Origin of the sequence: Chryseobacterium sp. CP-77 (assembly GCF_036362765.1) — a bacterium.
Taxonomy (GTDB): Bacteria; Bacteroidota; Bacteroidia; order Flavobacteriales; family Weeksellaceae; genus Chryseobacterium; species Chryseobacterium cupriresistens.
This window is the reverse complement of sequence record NZ_CP143637.1, coordinates 3139815-3154770: the sequence shown is the minus strand read 5'-3', so window position 1 is coordinate 3154770 and position 14956 is coordinate 3139815. Positions and strand designations below refer to the sequence as shown.

The following is a 14956-nucleotide window of genomic DNA, read 5'->3' as shown; positions in this document are numbered from 1 at the left end:
TTTACGCCTGTTTTTTGAAATATTTACGACCTAAAATCCAGGTTGAAACTGTAGTAAAGGTAACCACTGTAATCGAACTGATTGGCATAATGATTGCTGCGAAGAGCGGATGCATATGGCCTGTAACAGCGTAACTTAAACCAACAATATTGTATAGAAAACTAATTATAAATGTCATTTTCACAATCGTGATGGAACCCTTGCAAACGTTCAGATAATTGTCAAGAGTAACTACTTTATCTCCGTTCATAATGACATCGGAAGATGGGGTAAAACTGTTCGTATCATCAGCAATGGCGATTCCTACATTACTTTGTTTTAAGGCTCCCGCATCATTAAGCCCGTCTCCAAGCATTGCCACTTTTAAGTGCTGATCCTGAAGGGATTTGATGTAGTTCAGTTTGTCTTCCGGGCTTTGATTAAAGGCCATTCCTTTGTAATTCGGAATAAGCTCTTTAAGCTGGTTTTCTTCTGAGGAGTTGTCTCCGCTCAGGATAAATATTTTGTAGTGGGTAAGTTTTGTGAAAAGTTCTTTCAGTCTTGGACGATATTCGTTTTTAAAGATGAATTTACCCAGGTATTCACCATTTTTACTGATATAAACGGCTGTTTCAAGATTTTTAGGTTCCTGGTTGTTGTAGCGGGCAGAACCAATTTTATACAGATTTCCTCTTACACTGGCTTCATATCCTTTTCCTGAAATTTCAACAAACTTCTCTACAGGGAAATATTCATCGTTCACCTCTATGAATTCGTACAATGATTTTGAAAGCGGGTGGTTGGAATTTTTTAATAAAGTTTTGATATTCAAAGAGTCAAATTCGCTGATCTCAGATCCTTCGTATTTGATATTTGATTTTTTTCTGTGTGTAATCGTTCCTGTTTTGTCAAAAACAATCGTATCAAGTTTCGCGATTTTTTCAATCGTTAAAGTATCTTTTACATAAAACTTATTTCGGCCTAAAATCCTCATAATGTGACCGAAAGTGAACGGTGCGGACAGTGCAAGTGCGCAAGGACATGCAATGATCAGAATGGCTGAAATAACCTGAAACATTTTCTCCAAATCAATAAATGCCCAATAAATTCCAGCAGCCAGAGCAATACCTAAAATGATGAATGTGAAATATTTACTGATGCTGTTTGTTAATGTATCCAGTCCGGTTTCATGTTTTTTGAAAGCTTCTTTATTCCAAAGCTGAGTAAGGTAACTCTGGTCTACATCTTTAATAACTTCCAGCTCCAGAGATGACCCGATCTGCTTACCTCCGGCAAAGATCTTATCGCCCGGCTGTTTACTGATGCTTTCACTTTCTCCGGTAATAAAGCTGTTGTCGATATTTCCTTCTCCGTTAATAAGAATTGCATCTACCGGAATGATTTCCTGATTTCTAACCAAAATTCTGTCTCCTACTTTTACAGCAGAAAGAAGGATGTTTTCCTGTTTTCCTTCAAAGTCTACCTTCGTTACGGCAATAGGATAGAACGATTTGTAGTCCCGGTCATAAGAAAGGGCACTGTACGTTCTTTTCTGAAAAATTTTCCCCATCAGCATGAAGAAAAGAAGACCGCAAAGGGTATCAAAATATCCCGGACCGTAATCCGTCACTACTTCATAAATACTTCTCCCGAAAAGAACAAAAATTCCCAGTACAATAGGAACATCTATGTTGACGATTTTATTTTTTAATCCGTACCATGCAGATTTGTAATAGTCTGATGCTGAATAGAATACTACGGGGCATGCTAATAAGAACATCAGTGTTCTGAAAAGCCCCTTGTAATGTTCCATCCAATAATCTTCGCCTCCTACATATTCGGGAAAGGCGAGAAACATACCGTTTCCGAAGGCAAAACCTGCAATAGCAAATTTTACCAGCAAAGATTTATCAAGGTGGTCTACGTTTTTTTCTGCAGTTTCAAGACTGATAACAGGTTTGTATCCCAGATTGGTTAAGAAATTAGCGAGTTCACTCAATTTCAGATCATTATGATTGAATGAAATCTGCAAAGTCTTCCTTGTGAAGTTAACCTGAGAATATTTGATATGTTTATTTAAGGTATGCAGACTTTCCAACAGCCAGATGCATGAGGAACAGTGTATTACAGGGATTTTGAAAGTGACGAGGCTGGTGTTTCCTTCAGAAAAATCAGTCACTTTTTCAAAGATTTCCGGTGTGTCCAGGTAATCAAACTGAGTAGAATTTTCATCATTCGGACGAATTCCTGCTCCTTTATTAAGCTCATAGAAATTGCTTAAATTATTTAAATTCAGAATTTCGTAAACAGACTTACATCCATTACAACAGAAAGTCTTTTCATCAAATAAAATTCTCTCTTTTTCTATACCTTGACCACAATGAAAACAGTTCTCGCTCACCCCATAAAATATTGAACTACAAAATTATAACAAATTTTTTTGTTTATCGCGTTAAAAAGTTCTATTTTTGTGATAAATATCATATAAAATGCCGCAGGAACAACAGATAGCAATTGAAGAGAGGTTCGCCAGAGTTTTTAATGATAAATCATTTAAAGAAAGACTTTCTAGCGCAGATTTTGAAAAATATATTAATGGCAAAAAGAAACTGAGTTTTCAGAAACATGAAACTATTTTCGAGGATGGGGAAACTCCAAAAGGAGTGTTTGTCCTGGAAAAAGGTGCTGCCAAACTTTCAAAGTCAGGAGCTTTCGGGAAAGATCAGATTTTAAGATTTATCAAAGAAGGGGATATCATCGGCTATCGTTCCTTGCTTTGCGGGGAAAACTTCCAGGCCAAAGCAGAAGCAATGACAGATATTGAATGTGTTTTCTTACCTGCAGATATATTTATGTATCTTCTGGAAGTAGATCCACAGCTGTCTTTCGTAATGCTTCAGAAAATTTCTTATGAATTAGGAGAATCTTCCAACACCATTACTTTCCTTGCGCAGAAAACAGTAAGAGAAAGGCTGGCAGAAATTCTGCTGCTGCTGGAACAGAAACTGGGAGTAGATCCTGAAGGATTTATCAAGATCTCCTTAACGAGAGAAGAAATTGCCAATATTATCGGTACTGCTACAGAAAGTGCCATCCGTCTGATCTCAGAATTCAAACAGGATAGTCTGATTGAAGTGGACGGAAGAAATATCAAGATCTTAAATCACGACAAACTCATGAAACTCGGTCACGTAGTTTTATAAATCATACAAAAACTTAAGTCGGCTCAAGGCCGACTTTTTAACTTTTAAAAATAGATAAATTATGTCTGTTCACTCTGAAATTAAAAAAGTTACGACTGAAACCTTGCGTAAGATGAAATTCGACAAGGAAAAAATAACAATGCTTACAGCCTATGATTTTACCACAGCAAAAATGGTAGACGCAGGGGGAGTAGATGCTATTTTGATTGGAGACTCTGCAGCGAATGTAATGGCTGGTTTTGAAACTACATTGCCTATTACGCTGGATCAAATGATCTATCATGCTCAAAGTGTGGTAAGAGGAACCGACAGAGCTTTGGTGGTAGCAGATTTACCTTTCGGAACTTATCAGAGTAATCCTGAAAAAGCATTGGAGTCTGCGGTAAGAATGATGAAAGAAGGTGGAGCGCATGCTGTGAAAATTGAAGGTGGAAAAGAAATCTCCAAGTCAATCAAAAAAATTATCAATGCCGGAATTCCGGTAATGGGACATTTGGGATTAACACCCCAGTCTATCTATAAATTCGGAACGTATAAAGTAAGAGCTAAGGAAGAGGCAGAAGCTGAAAAACTAATTGCTGATGCACAGCTTCTGGAAGAACTTGGCTGTTTTTCTATTGTGTTGGAAAAAATTCCTGCTGATTTAGCTAAGAAAGTAACTGAAAGCATTTCTATTCCAACCATCGGAATTGGTGCCGGTGCAGATTGTGACGGACAGGTTTTGGTGTATCATGATATGGTGGGAATGAACAAAGGCTTCAGCCCGAAATTCTTAAGAAGATACCTTGACCTCTACACAGAAATTACAGGAGCCGTTTCTCAATATGTGAAAGATGTGAAAAATGTAGAGTTTCCAAACGAAAACGAAAGCTATTAATCCATGCAGAACCAACAATCTATTCAGGGAATATTATCTATCGCAGCTTTAATTTGTCTTGCTGTGGGATGGTTTAATTTATTTTCCCCGGAAATCAATCATTTGCTTTCAAGAAAAGTATTTTATGTTTTGATCGGAGCGAGCTTCTTTATCCAGGCTCCGTTACTTACGAATAAGAATTTTGTTTATGCCATGTATGCTGCAGCGGCTATCTGTGTATTCGGAGCATTTATTCCGGAAGGCTCAAAACTTTCAGCTGTTAAAACGGTAGGCCTTCTGGCAGGGATTATCCTGTCTTTATCCAACAGAAGAAGATAGACGGAACAAGTATGAAGGAGCAGATTATATATGAAGACAACCATCTTCTGGTGATTAATAAAAAGGTCGGTCAGCTTGTACAAGGCGATAAGACCGGCGATGAATCACTATTAGAATCCATCAAGAACTTTATAAAAATAAGAGATGCTAAGCCGGGAAATGTTTTTCTCGGCTTGGTGCATCGTATAGACCGCCCAACTTCCGGGCTGGTGATCTATGCAAAAACATCCAAAGCGCTTTCCCGTTTGACGCAGATGGTTAAAAACCGGGAAGTGAAAAAAACATATTGGGCAGTTGTAGGAAAAGAAATGATCCCGCAAAGCCAGAGACTGGTGCATTATTTAAAGAAAAACGAAAAAAATAATAAGGCTATTGTCTTTCCAAAAGCTACTGAAGGGGCGAAAGAAGCTATTCTTACCTATCATGTGATCAAAACACTGGATAATTATCTCCTTCTTGAAATTGATCTTGAAACAGGAAGACATCATCAGATCAGAGCTCAGTTATCCAAGACTGGAGTTCCAATTAAGGGTGATCTGAAATATGGTGCACCGCGTTCCAATCCGGATGGAGGAATCAATCTTCATGCGAGAAAACTGGAGTTTATTCATCCCGTTACCAAAGAAAATATTGAAATTATAGCTCCGGTACCTCAAAATGATGCGATCTGGAGAGCTTGTGAGGAATAACTAAAGATTTTTAGTTAATCAAAGGAAAACATAAAAGTCCGTCTCAAAATTGAGATGGTCTTTTTTCTTTAAAATCATTTCAGATTTTGCCCATTCTAAAAAAATGTCTAACTTCGTTCCCAACTTTAGGGGTGTCTGTTACCAACAGACTGAGACTTTACCCTTTGAACCTGATCTGGATCATACCAGCGTAGGGAAAAGTAGATGACTTTTGTTGTACATTCTATTGTACAATAATGGCCATTCCTAAAGTATATGTAAAATATTAGGAATGGAACTTATAATCAACCACACCCGAAAAACATTTGATGTACTTCCTGCCAACCTGGAAGCATTACTGGCTATTGAGCTGCCTGGAAAAAAGAAAGGTATTGCTGTAGCTGTCAACAATCGCATTATTCCCCTGTCTGTCTGGGCGGAAACCATCCTCAATAACAACGATTCAGTGTTAATCATTACTGCCACTCAGGGCGGTTAATTCTCATATTTAATACCAATACTTATGGCTCACTCCATTACATGTTCGCCATTTCCGAACTCAAAGAAAATCTATGTTGAAGGAAAATTACACCCAATCAATGTAGCCATGCGTGAAATACAGCTTAGCCCCACAAAATTGACCAATGGCGGCTTTGAACATAATGCTCCGGTAACCATTTATGACACTTCGGGGCCTTATACCGATGAAAATGCAGTCATTGACATTCAGAAAGGGCTTCCAAGAATCAGAGAACAATGGATTCTGGATAGAAATGATGTGAATATCTTAGACGGAATTACATCTGAATACGGCAAAGCCCGTTTAGCCGATCCTCGTCTGGATGAACTAAGGTTTTCCTATGATCATAAACCTAAAGTGGCACAGGAAGGAAAAGAAGTTACCCAGCTTTACTATGCGAAGCAGGGAATCATTACTCCGGAAATGGAGTATGTTGCCATCAGGGAAAATCAAAGAATAGAGCAGCTTGAATCCGTATCAAAAGAAATGGCATTTCAGCATGCCGGACACAGCTTTGGAGCCAATACTCCGAAAGGTAAGATCACCCCGGAATTTGTAAGAGACGAAATTGCTGCCGGAAGAGCTATTATTCCCAATAACATCAACCACCCGGAAAGCGAGCCTATGATTATCGGGAGAAATTTCCTGGTAAAGATCAATGCGAATATCGGAAACAGTGCCGTTTCATCCAGTATTGAAGAAGAAGTAGAAAAAGCAGTATGGGCCTGCCGATGGGGAGCTGATACCATTATGGATCTTTCAACCGGTAAAAATATTCACGAAACAAGAGAATGGATCATCAGAAACAGTCCGGTTCCGATTGGTACCGTTCCTATTTATCAGGCACTGGAAAAAGTGAAAGGTGTTCCTGAAGATCTTACATGGGAAATCTTCAGAGATACACTGATTGAACAGGCTGAACAGGGAGTTTCTTATTTTACCATCCACGCAGGCGTTTTGCTAAGATATATTCACCTGACAGTCAACAGAGTAACCGGAATTGTATCCAGAGGAGGATCAATTATGGCAAAATGGTGCTTATTTCATCATAAAGAAAGTTTCCTGTATACCCATTTTGAGGAGATCTGCGAAATCATGAAGAAGTACGACGTGGCTTTCTCTCTGGGAGACGGTCTTCGTCCGGGATCTATTGCAGATGCCAATGATGCAGCGCAGTTTGCAGAACTGGAAACTTTAGGTGAACTCACTAAAATTGCCTGGAAGCACAATGTACAGGTAATGATTGAAGGTCCCGGGCACGTACCAATGCATATGATCAAAGAAAATATGGATAAACAGCTGAAAGAATGCCATGAAGCTCCATTTTATACCTTAGGCCCTTTAACAACGGATATTGCACCGGGTTATGATCATATTACTTCAGGGATTGGAGCTGCCATGATCGGATGGTTTGGATGTGCGATGCTTTGCTATGTAACTCCAAAAGAACATTTGGGGCTTCCGAATAAGGATGATGTCAAAGTTGGAGTAATAACCTATAAACTGGCAGCGCATGCGGCAGATTTGGCAAAAGGTCATCCGGGCGCACAATACAGAGATAATGCATTAAGTAAAGCAAGGTTTGAATTCAGATGGGAAGATCAGTTCAATCTGTCATTAGACCCGGAAACAGCAAGAGCATATCATGATGAAACCCTTCCGGCAGAAGGAGCAAAAATTGCCCATTTCTGTTCCATGTGCGGACCAAAATTCTGCTCGATGAAAATTACCCAGGAAATCCGTGAATCTGCAGAAAAAGGGATGCTGGATAAATCGCAGGAGTTCATCGAAAAAGGGAAAGAAATTTATATATGATCCTCGTTATCACTCCTGAATGGATTGTTCCGAACGAAACTGATCGTATTAATCAGATGTTTCAGGAAGGTCTTGACCTGCTTCACATCCGTAAACCATGGATCAGTCGTAATGAAATGATTGAATTCCTCACCCAGATTGACGAAACCTTTCATTCACAGCTGGTTTTGCATACGTATTATGATCTTGGGAAGGAATTTACGATTTCAAGGTTTCATTTCAGGGAGATTGATCGGCAGGAAGAAATGTATAAGTCTTTTGTGAAAGAAAATACCATTTCAACTTCGGTACATGATATCACAACCTATAATACTTTGGATAAAGAATGGGAATATGCTTTCATAAGCCCGTTCTTTCCAAGTATATCGAAAAAAGGGTATGGACTGGATTCTACCATTAAGGAAGAAATAAAACACCGGAATAATCCGGATGTCAAATTGATTGCCCTCGGAGGAATTGATCAGGGTAATATTTCCGAAATTTTCGAGTCAGATATCGATGGAGCCGCTTTATTAGGTGCCATTTGGGAGAGTGAAGACCCCTTAAAAGTATTCAAAAAATGCAGGAACGTCCTTATGTCATAAGTATCGCAGGCTTCGATCCCAGTGGCGGAGCAGGTTTATTATCAGATAGTAAAACTTTTGAACATTCAAAAGTAATGGGATTGGGAGTGTGTACGGCATTAACATTACAGACCGCTTCCAAGTGCTTAAGCCTGGAATGGCGGCCTATAGATGAAGTAACTGAAGCCATTCAGGTGCTGATGGAAAACTATTTCGTTTCGGCCGTGAAAATTGGAATAGTGAAGGATGCCGAATTTCTGGGTAAGATTGTGGAAACAATTCAAAAAGGAAATCCCGAAGTGAAAATCGTTTGGGATCCCGTTTTGAAAAGCACTTCGGACTTTAATTTTTTTGATCTTGAAACTCTTCCTCAATTAAAAAAAATTGTTCATAAACTCAGTTTGATTACGCCCAATTATAACGAATACAGTGTTTTAAAGGAAAATGATCTTCTGCCGGACACTCATCAATGCGCATTACTGATCAAAGGAGGACATAGAGAAGATCATTTGGGAACAGATATTTTAGTTGAAAACGGAAAAGAGATTCTTTTAGCTCCAGCCGAAAGGAATACAACCTATTTTCCAAAGCATGGTTCCGGCTGTGTTTTATCCTCAGCCATTACAGCAGAACTGGCGAAGGGGAAAAATATGGAAACGGCCTGTCGGAATGGGAAATTATACATCGAAAAATTTTTAAAAAGCAATTCCTCTTTATTGGGAACGTATTCATAGAAACATGGAAAAATTACAATACATATCACAGGGAAATACAATACAGGAACAGGAACAGCATATCCGTAACGCTTTGGATAATGGAATCAAATGGGTACAGGTTCGATGGAAAAATGCGCCTGAAAACGAATTAATCAGTCTTTGTGAAATTTCAAAACAGCTTTGCTCAGCATATCAGTCGGTTTGTATCATCAATGACCATGTACAGATCGCTAAAGAAATAGATGCTGACGGAGTACATTTAGGATTGGGTGACTGTTCTGTCGATGAAGCAAGACTGATTCTGGGAGAAAATAAAATTATTGGCGGAACAGCCAATACACTTTCGGATGTCATTCATAGAATCAATGAATCCTGCGACTATATCGGTTTGGGACCATTGAGGTTTACTACAACGAAAGAAAAGTTAAGTCCTGTTCTTGGGTATGAAGGATATCAGAAAATCATAGATGGATTAAGAGAGCAATCCATTGATATACCTAAAATATTTGCCATCGGGAGCGTTAATCCTGAAGATATTTTACCGCTACAGGAAATCGGAATTTACGGTGTTGCTGTTTCCGGGATTATTACCAGGCAGCCCGCTATTATTAACGAATTAAAAAAAGTAATGATATGAACAATCAGAATTTAGAAATAGCAGGAAGAATTTTTGAATCACGACTGTTTTTAGGAACAGGAAAATTCGGAAGTATGAGAGATATGGTGCAATCTGTCATGGCATCTGAAACCAATATGGTGACAATGGCGCTGAAAAGGATTGATGCCCAATCCAATGAAGATGATCTGCTTGATTCATTAAAAGAAACCCATGTTCATCTTCTTCCTAATACTTCCGGAGCCAGAACTGCCAAAGAAGCCGTATTGGCAGCTCAATTAGCCAGAGAAGCACTGGAAACCAACTGGGTAAAACTGGAAATTCATCCCGATCCGAAATATTTACTGCCGGACCCCATTGAAACCTTATATGCCACTGAAGAACTGGCGAAATTAGGATTTGTTGTCATGCCTTACATTCATGCCGATCCGGTTCTGTGCAAAAGACTTGAAGACGCCGGAACCGCAGTGGTAATGCCATTGGGAGCGCCTATTGGAACGAATAAAGGACTAAAAACACAGGATTTTCTTGAAATAATCATCAGCCAGAGCAACGTTCCTGTAGTGGTAGATGCCGGAATCGGGGCACCTTCAGATGCCGCAAAAGCAATGGAAATGGGAGCAGATGCCGTTTTGGTGAATACTGCCATTGCTGTAGCCAGAAATCCTTTGAATATGGCTGTTGCTTTCAAAGAAGGTGTCATTGCCGGAAGAAGAGCTTTTGAATCAGGGTTGGGAGCAATTTCCAGCCATGCTGAAGCTTCAAGTCCGCTGACTTCATTTTTATTTGAATAATCAGGATTATGAAAAGCTTTAAAGATGTTTTTGAAAACTACCAGTGGGATGAGGTAAAGAATAAGCTTGAAAACGTAAGTCTTGCCGATGTAAGATACAGTCTTCAGAAAAAGAATAAAACCCTTGATGATTTCCTGAATCTCCTGTCGCCAGCCGCTTCTCAGGAACTCGAAATGATGGCAGTGATGACGAGGACACTTACCCAGAAACGTTTCGGAAAAACCATTCAGTTGTATGCACCGCTGTATCTCAGCAATGAATGCCAGAATATCTGTACCTACTGCGGATTCAGTCTTGATAACAATCTGAAAAGGAAGACCCTTTCTGATACGGAGCTGATGATTGAAGCTTCAGTTCTGAAATCAATGGGAGTGAATCATGTATTACTGGTAAGCGGTGAAGCCAATAAAATAGTGGGTGTACCCTATTTTCAGAATGCTGTCCGTAAGTTAAAGCCACATTTTTCTAATATTTCCATCGAAGTTCAGCCTTTAATGGAAGATGAATACAAACTGCTTCATGATGAAGGGGTACATTCCGTATTGGTCTATCAGGAAACCTATCATCAGGATGTTTACAGGGAGTACCATCCGAAAGGTAAAAAATCAAATTTCCATTTTCGTCTGGAAACTCCCGACAGGATAGGAAAAGCAGGAATTCATAAGATCGGGTTAGGAGTTCTGCTTGGGCTTGAAGATTGGAGAGTAGACAGCTTTTTCAATGCCTTACACATCGATTATCTTCAAAAACAGTACTGGAAAAGTAAATTTTCTGTTTCCTTTCCAAGACTCAGACCTGCTGAAGGGATTATTGAACCCAATTTTATCATGGAAGATAAAGATCTTCTTCAGCTTATCTGTGCTTACAGAATATGGAATGAAGACCTTGAGATTTCCATTTCTACCAGAGAAAATGAAGTGTTCAGAAACAATATTGTCTCTCTGGGAGCAACTGCTATGAGTGCAGGTTCAAAAACAAATCCTGGTGGTTATGCAGTGGATAAAGAATCTTTAGAACAGTTTGAAACCAGCGACGAACGAAGTATGGAAGAGATTAAAACAATGATCAAAAAAGCAGGCTATGATCCTGTAATGAAAGACTGGGACTCTGTTTACAGTGGATTTTAAAATTTTTAAACCATTAAGGATTTTGAAGAGATGAAGCTGAATTAAGAAAAATCTAAGATTTTTAAGACAGCTGTTTCAAGCGAAGCTCAACTTAACTATTCTTAAAAGCTTAAAGAATCTTAACGGTTCAATGATAATTATGAAAGAAGATTATTTTTCACGGTACAGCCGGCAGATATTTATTGATGAGATTGGATTGGAAGGACAAAAGAAAATAAGGTCATCTAAAGTTCTTGTCATCGGGGCAGGAGGTTTGGGAAGTCCTGTTATTCAATATCTGGCCGCAGCAGGAGTAGGAACTTTAGGTGTTGCAGATTTTGATGAGGTTGAACTTCATAATCTGAACCGGCAGATCGTCCATACCGAAAACAGAGTGGGATTATCCAAAGTGAAAAGCGCTGAAACCTTTGTAAAAGAACTCAATTATCAGGTTACATTCATAGGAATTGAAGGAAAAATTAATAAAGATAATGCTGAGGAAATCCTTGCTCAATATGATATTATTATTGATAGTTCAGACAATTTTTCAACGAGATACCTGGTGAATGATACCTGCGTAAAACTTAATAAAACTCTGGTTTACGGAAGTATCTTAGGATTTTCAGGCCAAGTTGCTGTGTTTAATCATAACGGAAGTAAAAACTTAAGAGATATTTTCCCGGAACCGCCCTTTGATGAAGATCTTCCGGATTGTGACAGCCTTGGTGTATTGGGTGCCCTCCCCGGAATGATAGGAAGTATGATGGCACTTCAGACCCTGAAAATTATTACTGATCTTCCGGTAAGCTTGAATCAGCTGACATTGGTAGACACGCTGAACTGGAGATTTCAGACGGTAGATTTCTGATGTAAATGTAAACACTAATATCACAAATGTTTTCACAAATAACACCATTTTATCAGCAATACATATCAATAGGAACGGGCTTTAGCCTGTTTTACTTTTATAAAACCATCCATTGGCTTTAGCCAAAACTTACCTGCAAAAAAATAGAGGCTGTCTCAAAAGTACCCCATCTCTCGAACTCCTGTCTGACAACTTTTGTTGTTTAAGAGATTCTCAGAGCGTTAGTTTACCTTTTGAGACAGCCTCTATTTTTATTTTATTACAAAGAAGGATTATTGTGCCTGCTGCATTACGCCTCCGGTATCTTCTTTTTTGGTCTGATTTAAAATATTCGGATCTTCTTTCGCCAATTTATTTCTCGTCGGAATTTTATAATTGATGGAAAGTCCGAAATTTCTTGTGTCGTATTTGTTGTAGATCATCACCGGATTTCCTGATGGCGGATTAGAACGTACCTGCATCACCTGTCCGTTGAAAATATCGTTTGCAAAAACAGAAAGTGTCAGACGGTTGTTCATAAACTTCTTCGTCAATGTAATATCAAACGAGTTGTTGAATGGTTTTTCTGCCGTGAAGTAGAAATATCCTGCCTTTGGAGTCAGATAGCTGTAATTGGCTGTCAGTTTGATGTCTTTAGGCAAAATAATCTGAGTCATGATATTGAAAATCCAGAACCCTTTATTGTTCAGATTATCAATTTCATGCTTTTGATATCCTGCATATAAGTACATGAAGTTAATTTTATCCGGATTGAAATTAAATTTCATGATTTCACTCAAAGGCTTACTGAAAATCATAAAAGGAACCGGTAGCCCCACATTGAAATTGTGAATTTTCATATTTGAAATATTCACCTGCTCATTGAAGAGTTTTCTTCCGTCTTTTCGGATGATCTGTGCTACCTGATTGCTTGCCGAGCTTACGCTATACCCGATAAACGCATAATCAAAAGCTGATATTTTCAATTCATAATTATCAAAAATAGTAGGCTGTAGATTCGGGTTACCATTTACTTCTGTACTAGGTCCCGAGAATGTTACGTTATTCGGGTTCAGGGCAGAAATACTAGGCAGACTGATTTTCCTGTTGTAATTTGCGGCAATATAAACCTGATTCATCATGTTATACTGTACACTTGCGTTCGGGAAAAATTTAAATTTATTGAAGGGAATTAAATTAGCCTCTACCAGTTTTGCATCTTTATCAAAATATCTTGTTATCCCGGAAATATCATAGTTTTCAGCACGGGAGCCCAACGTGAAATCAAACTTTTTCAGTTTAGCCTGAAACTCTAAATACGTTGAAGCAGTCTGTCTCTGATATTCAAGATTGGTCAGTCTAAAACTTTCTGTATCATAATCCTGTCTTTCATATAATCCTCCAAAACTTACTTTCCCACCATCAAGAAGCTTGATCGGCTGTGCGTAATCTACTTTGAAGTTGGCAATATTCATCACAGATTTATTATTCAGAATATCTTTTAATCCACTGGTAGGGCTATCAAGAGGCTCATTGGGATAAGCTACAAACGTCCCATCCTGAAAGTAATTATCCTGAGAAAATTTGCTGTCTGATCTTGTATACCCAAACTGGAAATCCAGTTTTTGAGATTTGTCAGCAAAACGCTTCTGATAGGTTACAACCGCTTCCTGTCTCAAATTATTGGTATGGGCAACGTCAGAAGAAGTATAAAAAGCTTCTTTTAAATCTTTCGGGTTTCTCTTGAACGGTAAATCTCCATGCCCGTCACTTAAAGTATAGTTGTCATTATTATTGTGATAAATATCGTAGTTCAATAATAACCTGTCCTGCCCTAAATCAAAAGTCAATCCGGATTTTGCAAAATATCCACGTGCATATCTATCGGTATGACTGCTCAAAAGCTCATCCTGCTGGCCATTCAGCATACTTTCACGGTAATTCTGCCCAACATTCAGCTGCCACCCAAAGTATTTATTTCTGGCGTTTAAATTAACAGAATTAGTCGTTCTGCTTCTGTATTGATCATAATTTGTGAAAGAATAATTTCCAGAATAGGTAGCGGTTAAATATTTATTAGCGTTTTTGTTGGTGATAATATTCATAATCGCACCTCCGGAAGTTGCCGGAAACTCAGCACCTGGCTGGGTGATCACTTCAATTCTCTCTACGGAATTGGCGGGCATCCCTTCCAGGAAGGAGTTTAATTCATTGGAAGTGATGTTCAGAGGTCTTCCGTTAAGATATACTTCCAGCATTTTTCCCTGATACATCATCCCGGCAATATCGGTAGATACAAGTCCCGGAAGTTTTTTAATTCCTTCCAGGACGTTTCCGTTATTCAGGTGAGGCTGCTCAGAAAAGTCAAAAATAGTACGGTCTGCTTTTTGTTCAACGGCTTTTTTAGTTTTGGTAATGACTACGCCTTCAATTTGCTTTTCCTGAGGTTTATTATTTTTTTCCTGAGAAAAAATAAGAACGGAGCTTAATAAGGATAAAGCGAAAATTGTTTTTTTCATAATGTTTTTACTGTTATCCGGTTAGACGCTGGAAAAGATAATTTGTTACGCTAAAATGTTGAAAATCGAAAATTTAGGCTAAATTTTTTTTATTTCGGAAATAATTATATCTTTGCCGGGTAATTATCAAGAATCTCTAGATGGGATAGCAACCTGCAAAAACAAGCAAGGTGCTGCAATCGATAAGCCGGATCTTCCGGAAAAAATGTTTATCATTCTATCATTACTCCCATCTTGAATTTTTGTTTTAAAAGTTAAAATCAAATGTTTAAAGACAAGGGAAATCACATTCCATCAGTAATTTTTTATTCTTCAGATCATGAAGTGAGCCTTCATTACTCTGATATGTTCTCATGCCATTTCTACATGCGCATGTGTTGTTGTTTCTAGCCTTTTCTATTTCTAAAAAATAATA

Annotated in this window: 14 protein-coding genes and 2 riboswitches; of the genes, 12 read left to right on the top strand and 2 right to left on the bottom strand. The window is 38.5% G+C overall.

Annotated features, from left to right (window positions below):
* Position 1 precedes the first annotated feature (1 nt).
* On the bottom strand, positions 2 to 2380 hold the full coding sequence (locus V0410_RS14000) for a heavy metal translocating P-type ATPase (protein ID WP_202839973.1): 2379 nt from the start codon (positions 2378 to 2380) through the stop codon (positions 2 to 4).
* Positions 2381 to 2468: 88 nt separating this feature from the next.
* Between V0410_RS14000 and V0410_RS13995 the strand changes: the two genes are divergently transcribed.
* The 12 genes from V0410_RS13995 (at position 2469) to V0410_RS13940 (ending at position 12043) form a co-directional block, all read left to right on the top strand.
* Positions 2469 to 3182, top strand: a complete 714-nt coding sequence (locus V0410_RS13995; protein ID WP_047424695.1) for a Crp/Fnr family transcriptional regulator — start codon at positions 2469 to 2471, stop codon at positions 3180 to 3182.
* 61 nt (positions 3183 to 3243) lie between these two features.
* Entirely contained in the window at positions 3244 to 4059 is an 816-nt protein-coding gene (gene panB, locus V0410_RS13990) for a 3-methyl-2-oxobutanoate hydroxymethyltransferase (RefSeq protein WP_110009902.1), read from the top strand.
* Positions 4060 to 4062: 3 nt separating this feature from the next.
* On the top strand, positions 4063 to 4377 hold the full coding sequence (locus tag V0410_RS13985) for a hypothetical protein (RefSeq protein WP_047377337.1): 315 nt from the start codon (positions 4063 to 4065) through the stop codon (positions 4375 to 4377).
* An 11-nt stretch (positions 4378 to 4388) separates the two neighbouring features.
* A complete protein-coding gene (locus V0410_RS13980) occupies positions 4389 to 5066 on the top strand; it encodes an RluA family pseudouridine synthase (RefSeq protein WP_114821650.1) in 678 nt (225 codons plus the stop codon).
* Between the two features lie 117 nt (positions 5067 to 5183).
* Positions 5184 to 5280: riboswitch (TPP riboswitch) on the top strand.
* A gap of 57 nt (positions 5281 to 5337) precedes the next feature.
* Positions 5338 to 5544 carry a sulfur carrier protein ThiS gene (gene thiS, locus V0410_RS13975; RefSeq protein WP_227942644.1) on the top strand — a complete coding sequence of 69 codons (207 nt, stop codon included), beginning with the start codon at positions 5338 to 5340 and terminating at the stop codon, positions 5542 to 5544.
* Between the two features lie 24 nt (positions 5545 to 5568).
* Complete coding sequence (thiC, locus tag V0410_RS13970) at positions 5569 to 7380, top strand: phosphomethylpyrimidine synthase ThiC (protein ID WP_330744280.1); 1812 nt, start codon at positions 5569 to 5571, stop codon at positions 7378 to 7380.
* Positions 7377 to 7964: a thiamine phosphate synthase gene (locus V0410_RS13965; protein ID WP_330744279.1), complete on the top strand. Its 588-nt coding sequence runs from the start codon at positions 7377 to 7379 to the stop codon at positions 7962 to 7964. Before thiC ends, V0410_RS13965 begins: the two co-directional genes overlap by 4 nt.
* On the top strand, positions 7940 to 8677 hold the full coding sequence (locus V0410_RS13960; RefSeq protein ID WP_330744276.1) for a hydroxymethylpyrimidine/phosphomethylpyrimidine kinase: 738 nt from the start codon (positions 7940 to 7942) through the stop codon (positions 8675 to 8677). Before V0410_RS13965 ends, V0410_RS13960 begins: the two co-directional genes overlap by 25 nt.
* A gap of 4 nt (positions 8678 to 8681) precedes the next feature.
* On the top strand, positions 8682 to 9296 hold the full coding sequence (locus V0410_RS13955) for a thiamine phosphate synthase (RefSeq protein WP_330744274.1): 615 nt from the start codon (positions 8682 to 8684) through the stop codon (positions 9294 to 9296).
* Complete coding sequence (locus V0410_RS13950) at positions 9293 to 10069, top strand: thiazole synthase (protein WP_330744272.1); 777 nt, start codon at positions 9293 to 9295, stop codon at positions 10067 to 10069. The genes V0410_RS13955 and V0410_RS13950 overlap by 4 nt, the downstream gene beginning before the upstream one ends.
* Positions 10070 to 10077: 8 nt before the next feature.
* On the top strand, positions 10078 to 11196 hold the full coding sequence (gene thiH / locus V0410_RS13945; protein WP_330744269.1) for a 2-iminoacetate synthase ThiH: 1119 nt from the start codon (positions 10078 to 10080) through the stop codon (positions 11194 to 11196).
* Positions 11197 to 11326: 130 nt separating this feature from the next.
* A complete protein-coding gene (locus tag V0410_RS13940; RefSeq protein ID WP_330744267.1) occupies positions 11327 to 12043 on the top strand; it encodes a HesA/MoeB/ThiF family protein in 717 nt (238 codons plus the stop codon).
* Between the two features lie 272 nt (positions 12044 to 12315).
* Here the strand turns inward: V0410_RS13940 and V0410_RS13935 are convergent, their stop codons facing one another.
* Complete coding sequence (locus tag V0410_RS13935; protein ID WP_330744265.1) at positions 12316 to 14541, bottom strand: outer membrane beta-barrel protein; 2226 nt, start codon at positions 14539 to 14541, stop codon at positions 12316 to 12318.
* Positions 14542 to 14659: 118 nt separating this feature from the next.
* Positions 14660 to 14757, top strand: a riboswitch (SAM-I-IV-variant riboswitch).
* Positions 14758 to 14956 lie beyond the last annotated feature (199 nt).

Bases quoted from the DNA above. Each gene is read 5' to 3' on its own strand.
- V0410_RS13960 (WP_330744276.1), top strand. From the start codon at position 7,940: ATGCAGGAACGTCCTTATGTCATAAGTATCGCAGGCTTCGATCCCAGT.
- thiH (WP_330744269.1), top strand. From the start codon at position 10,078: ATGAAAAGCTTTAAAGATGTTTTTGAAAACTACCAGTGGGATGAGGTA.
- thiS (WP_227942644.1), top strand. From the start codon at position 5,338: ATGGAACTTATAATCAACCACACCCGAAAAACATTTGATGTACTTCCT.
- V0410_RS13965 (WP_330744279.1), top strand. From the start codon at position 7,377: ATGATCCTCGTTATCACTCCTGAATGGATTGTTCCGAACGAAACTGAT.
- V0410_RS13940 (WP_330744267.1), top strand. From the start codon at position 11,327: ATGATAATTATGAAAGAAGATTATTTTTCACGGTACAGCCGGCAGATA.
- V0410_RS13995 (WP_047424695.1), top strand. From the start codon at position 2,469: ATGCCGCAGGAACAACAGATAGCAATTGAAGAGAGGTTCGCCAGAGTT.
- V0410_RS13980 (WP_114821650.1), top strand. From the start codon at position 4,389: ATGAAGGAGCAGATTATATATGAAGACAACCATCTTCTGGTGATTAAT.
- panB (WP_110009902.1), top strand. From the start codon at position 3,244: ATGTCTGTTCACTCTGAAATTAAAAAAGTTACGACTGAAACCTTGCGT.
- V0410_RS13935 (WP_330744265.1), bottom strand. From the start codon at position 14,541: ATGAAAAAAACAATTTTCGCTTTATCCTTATTAAGCTCCGTTCTTATT.
- thiC (WP_330744280.1), top strand. From the start codon at position 5,569: ATGGCTCACTCCATTACATGTTCGCCATTTCCGAACTCAAAGAAAATC.
- V0410_RS13985 (WP_047377337.1), top strand. From the start codon at position 4,063: ATGCAGAACCAACAATCTATTCAGGGAATATTATCTATCGCAGCTTTA.
- V0410_RS13950 (WP_330744272.1), top strand. From the start codon at position 9,293: ATGAACAATCAGAATTTAGAAATAGCAGGAAGAATTTTTGAATCACGA.
- V0410_RS13955 (WP_330744274.1), top strand. From the start codon at position 8,682: ATGGAAAAATTACAATACATATCACAGGGAAATACAATACAGGAACAG.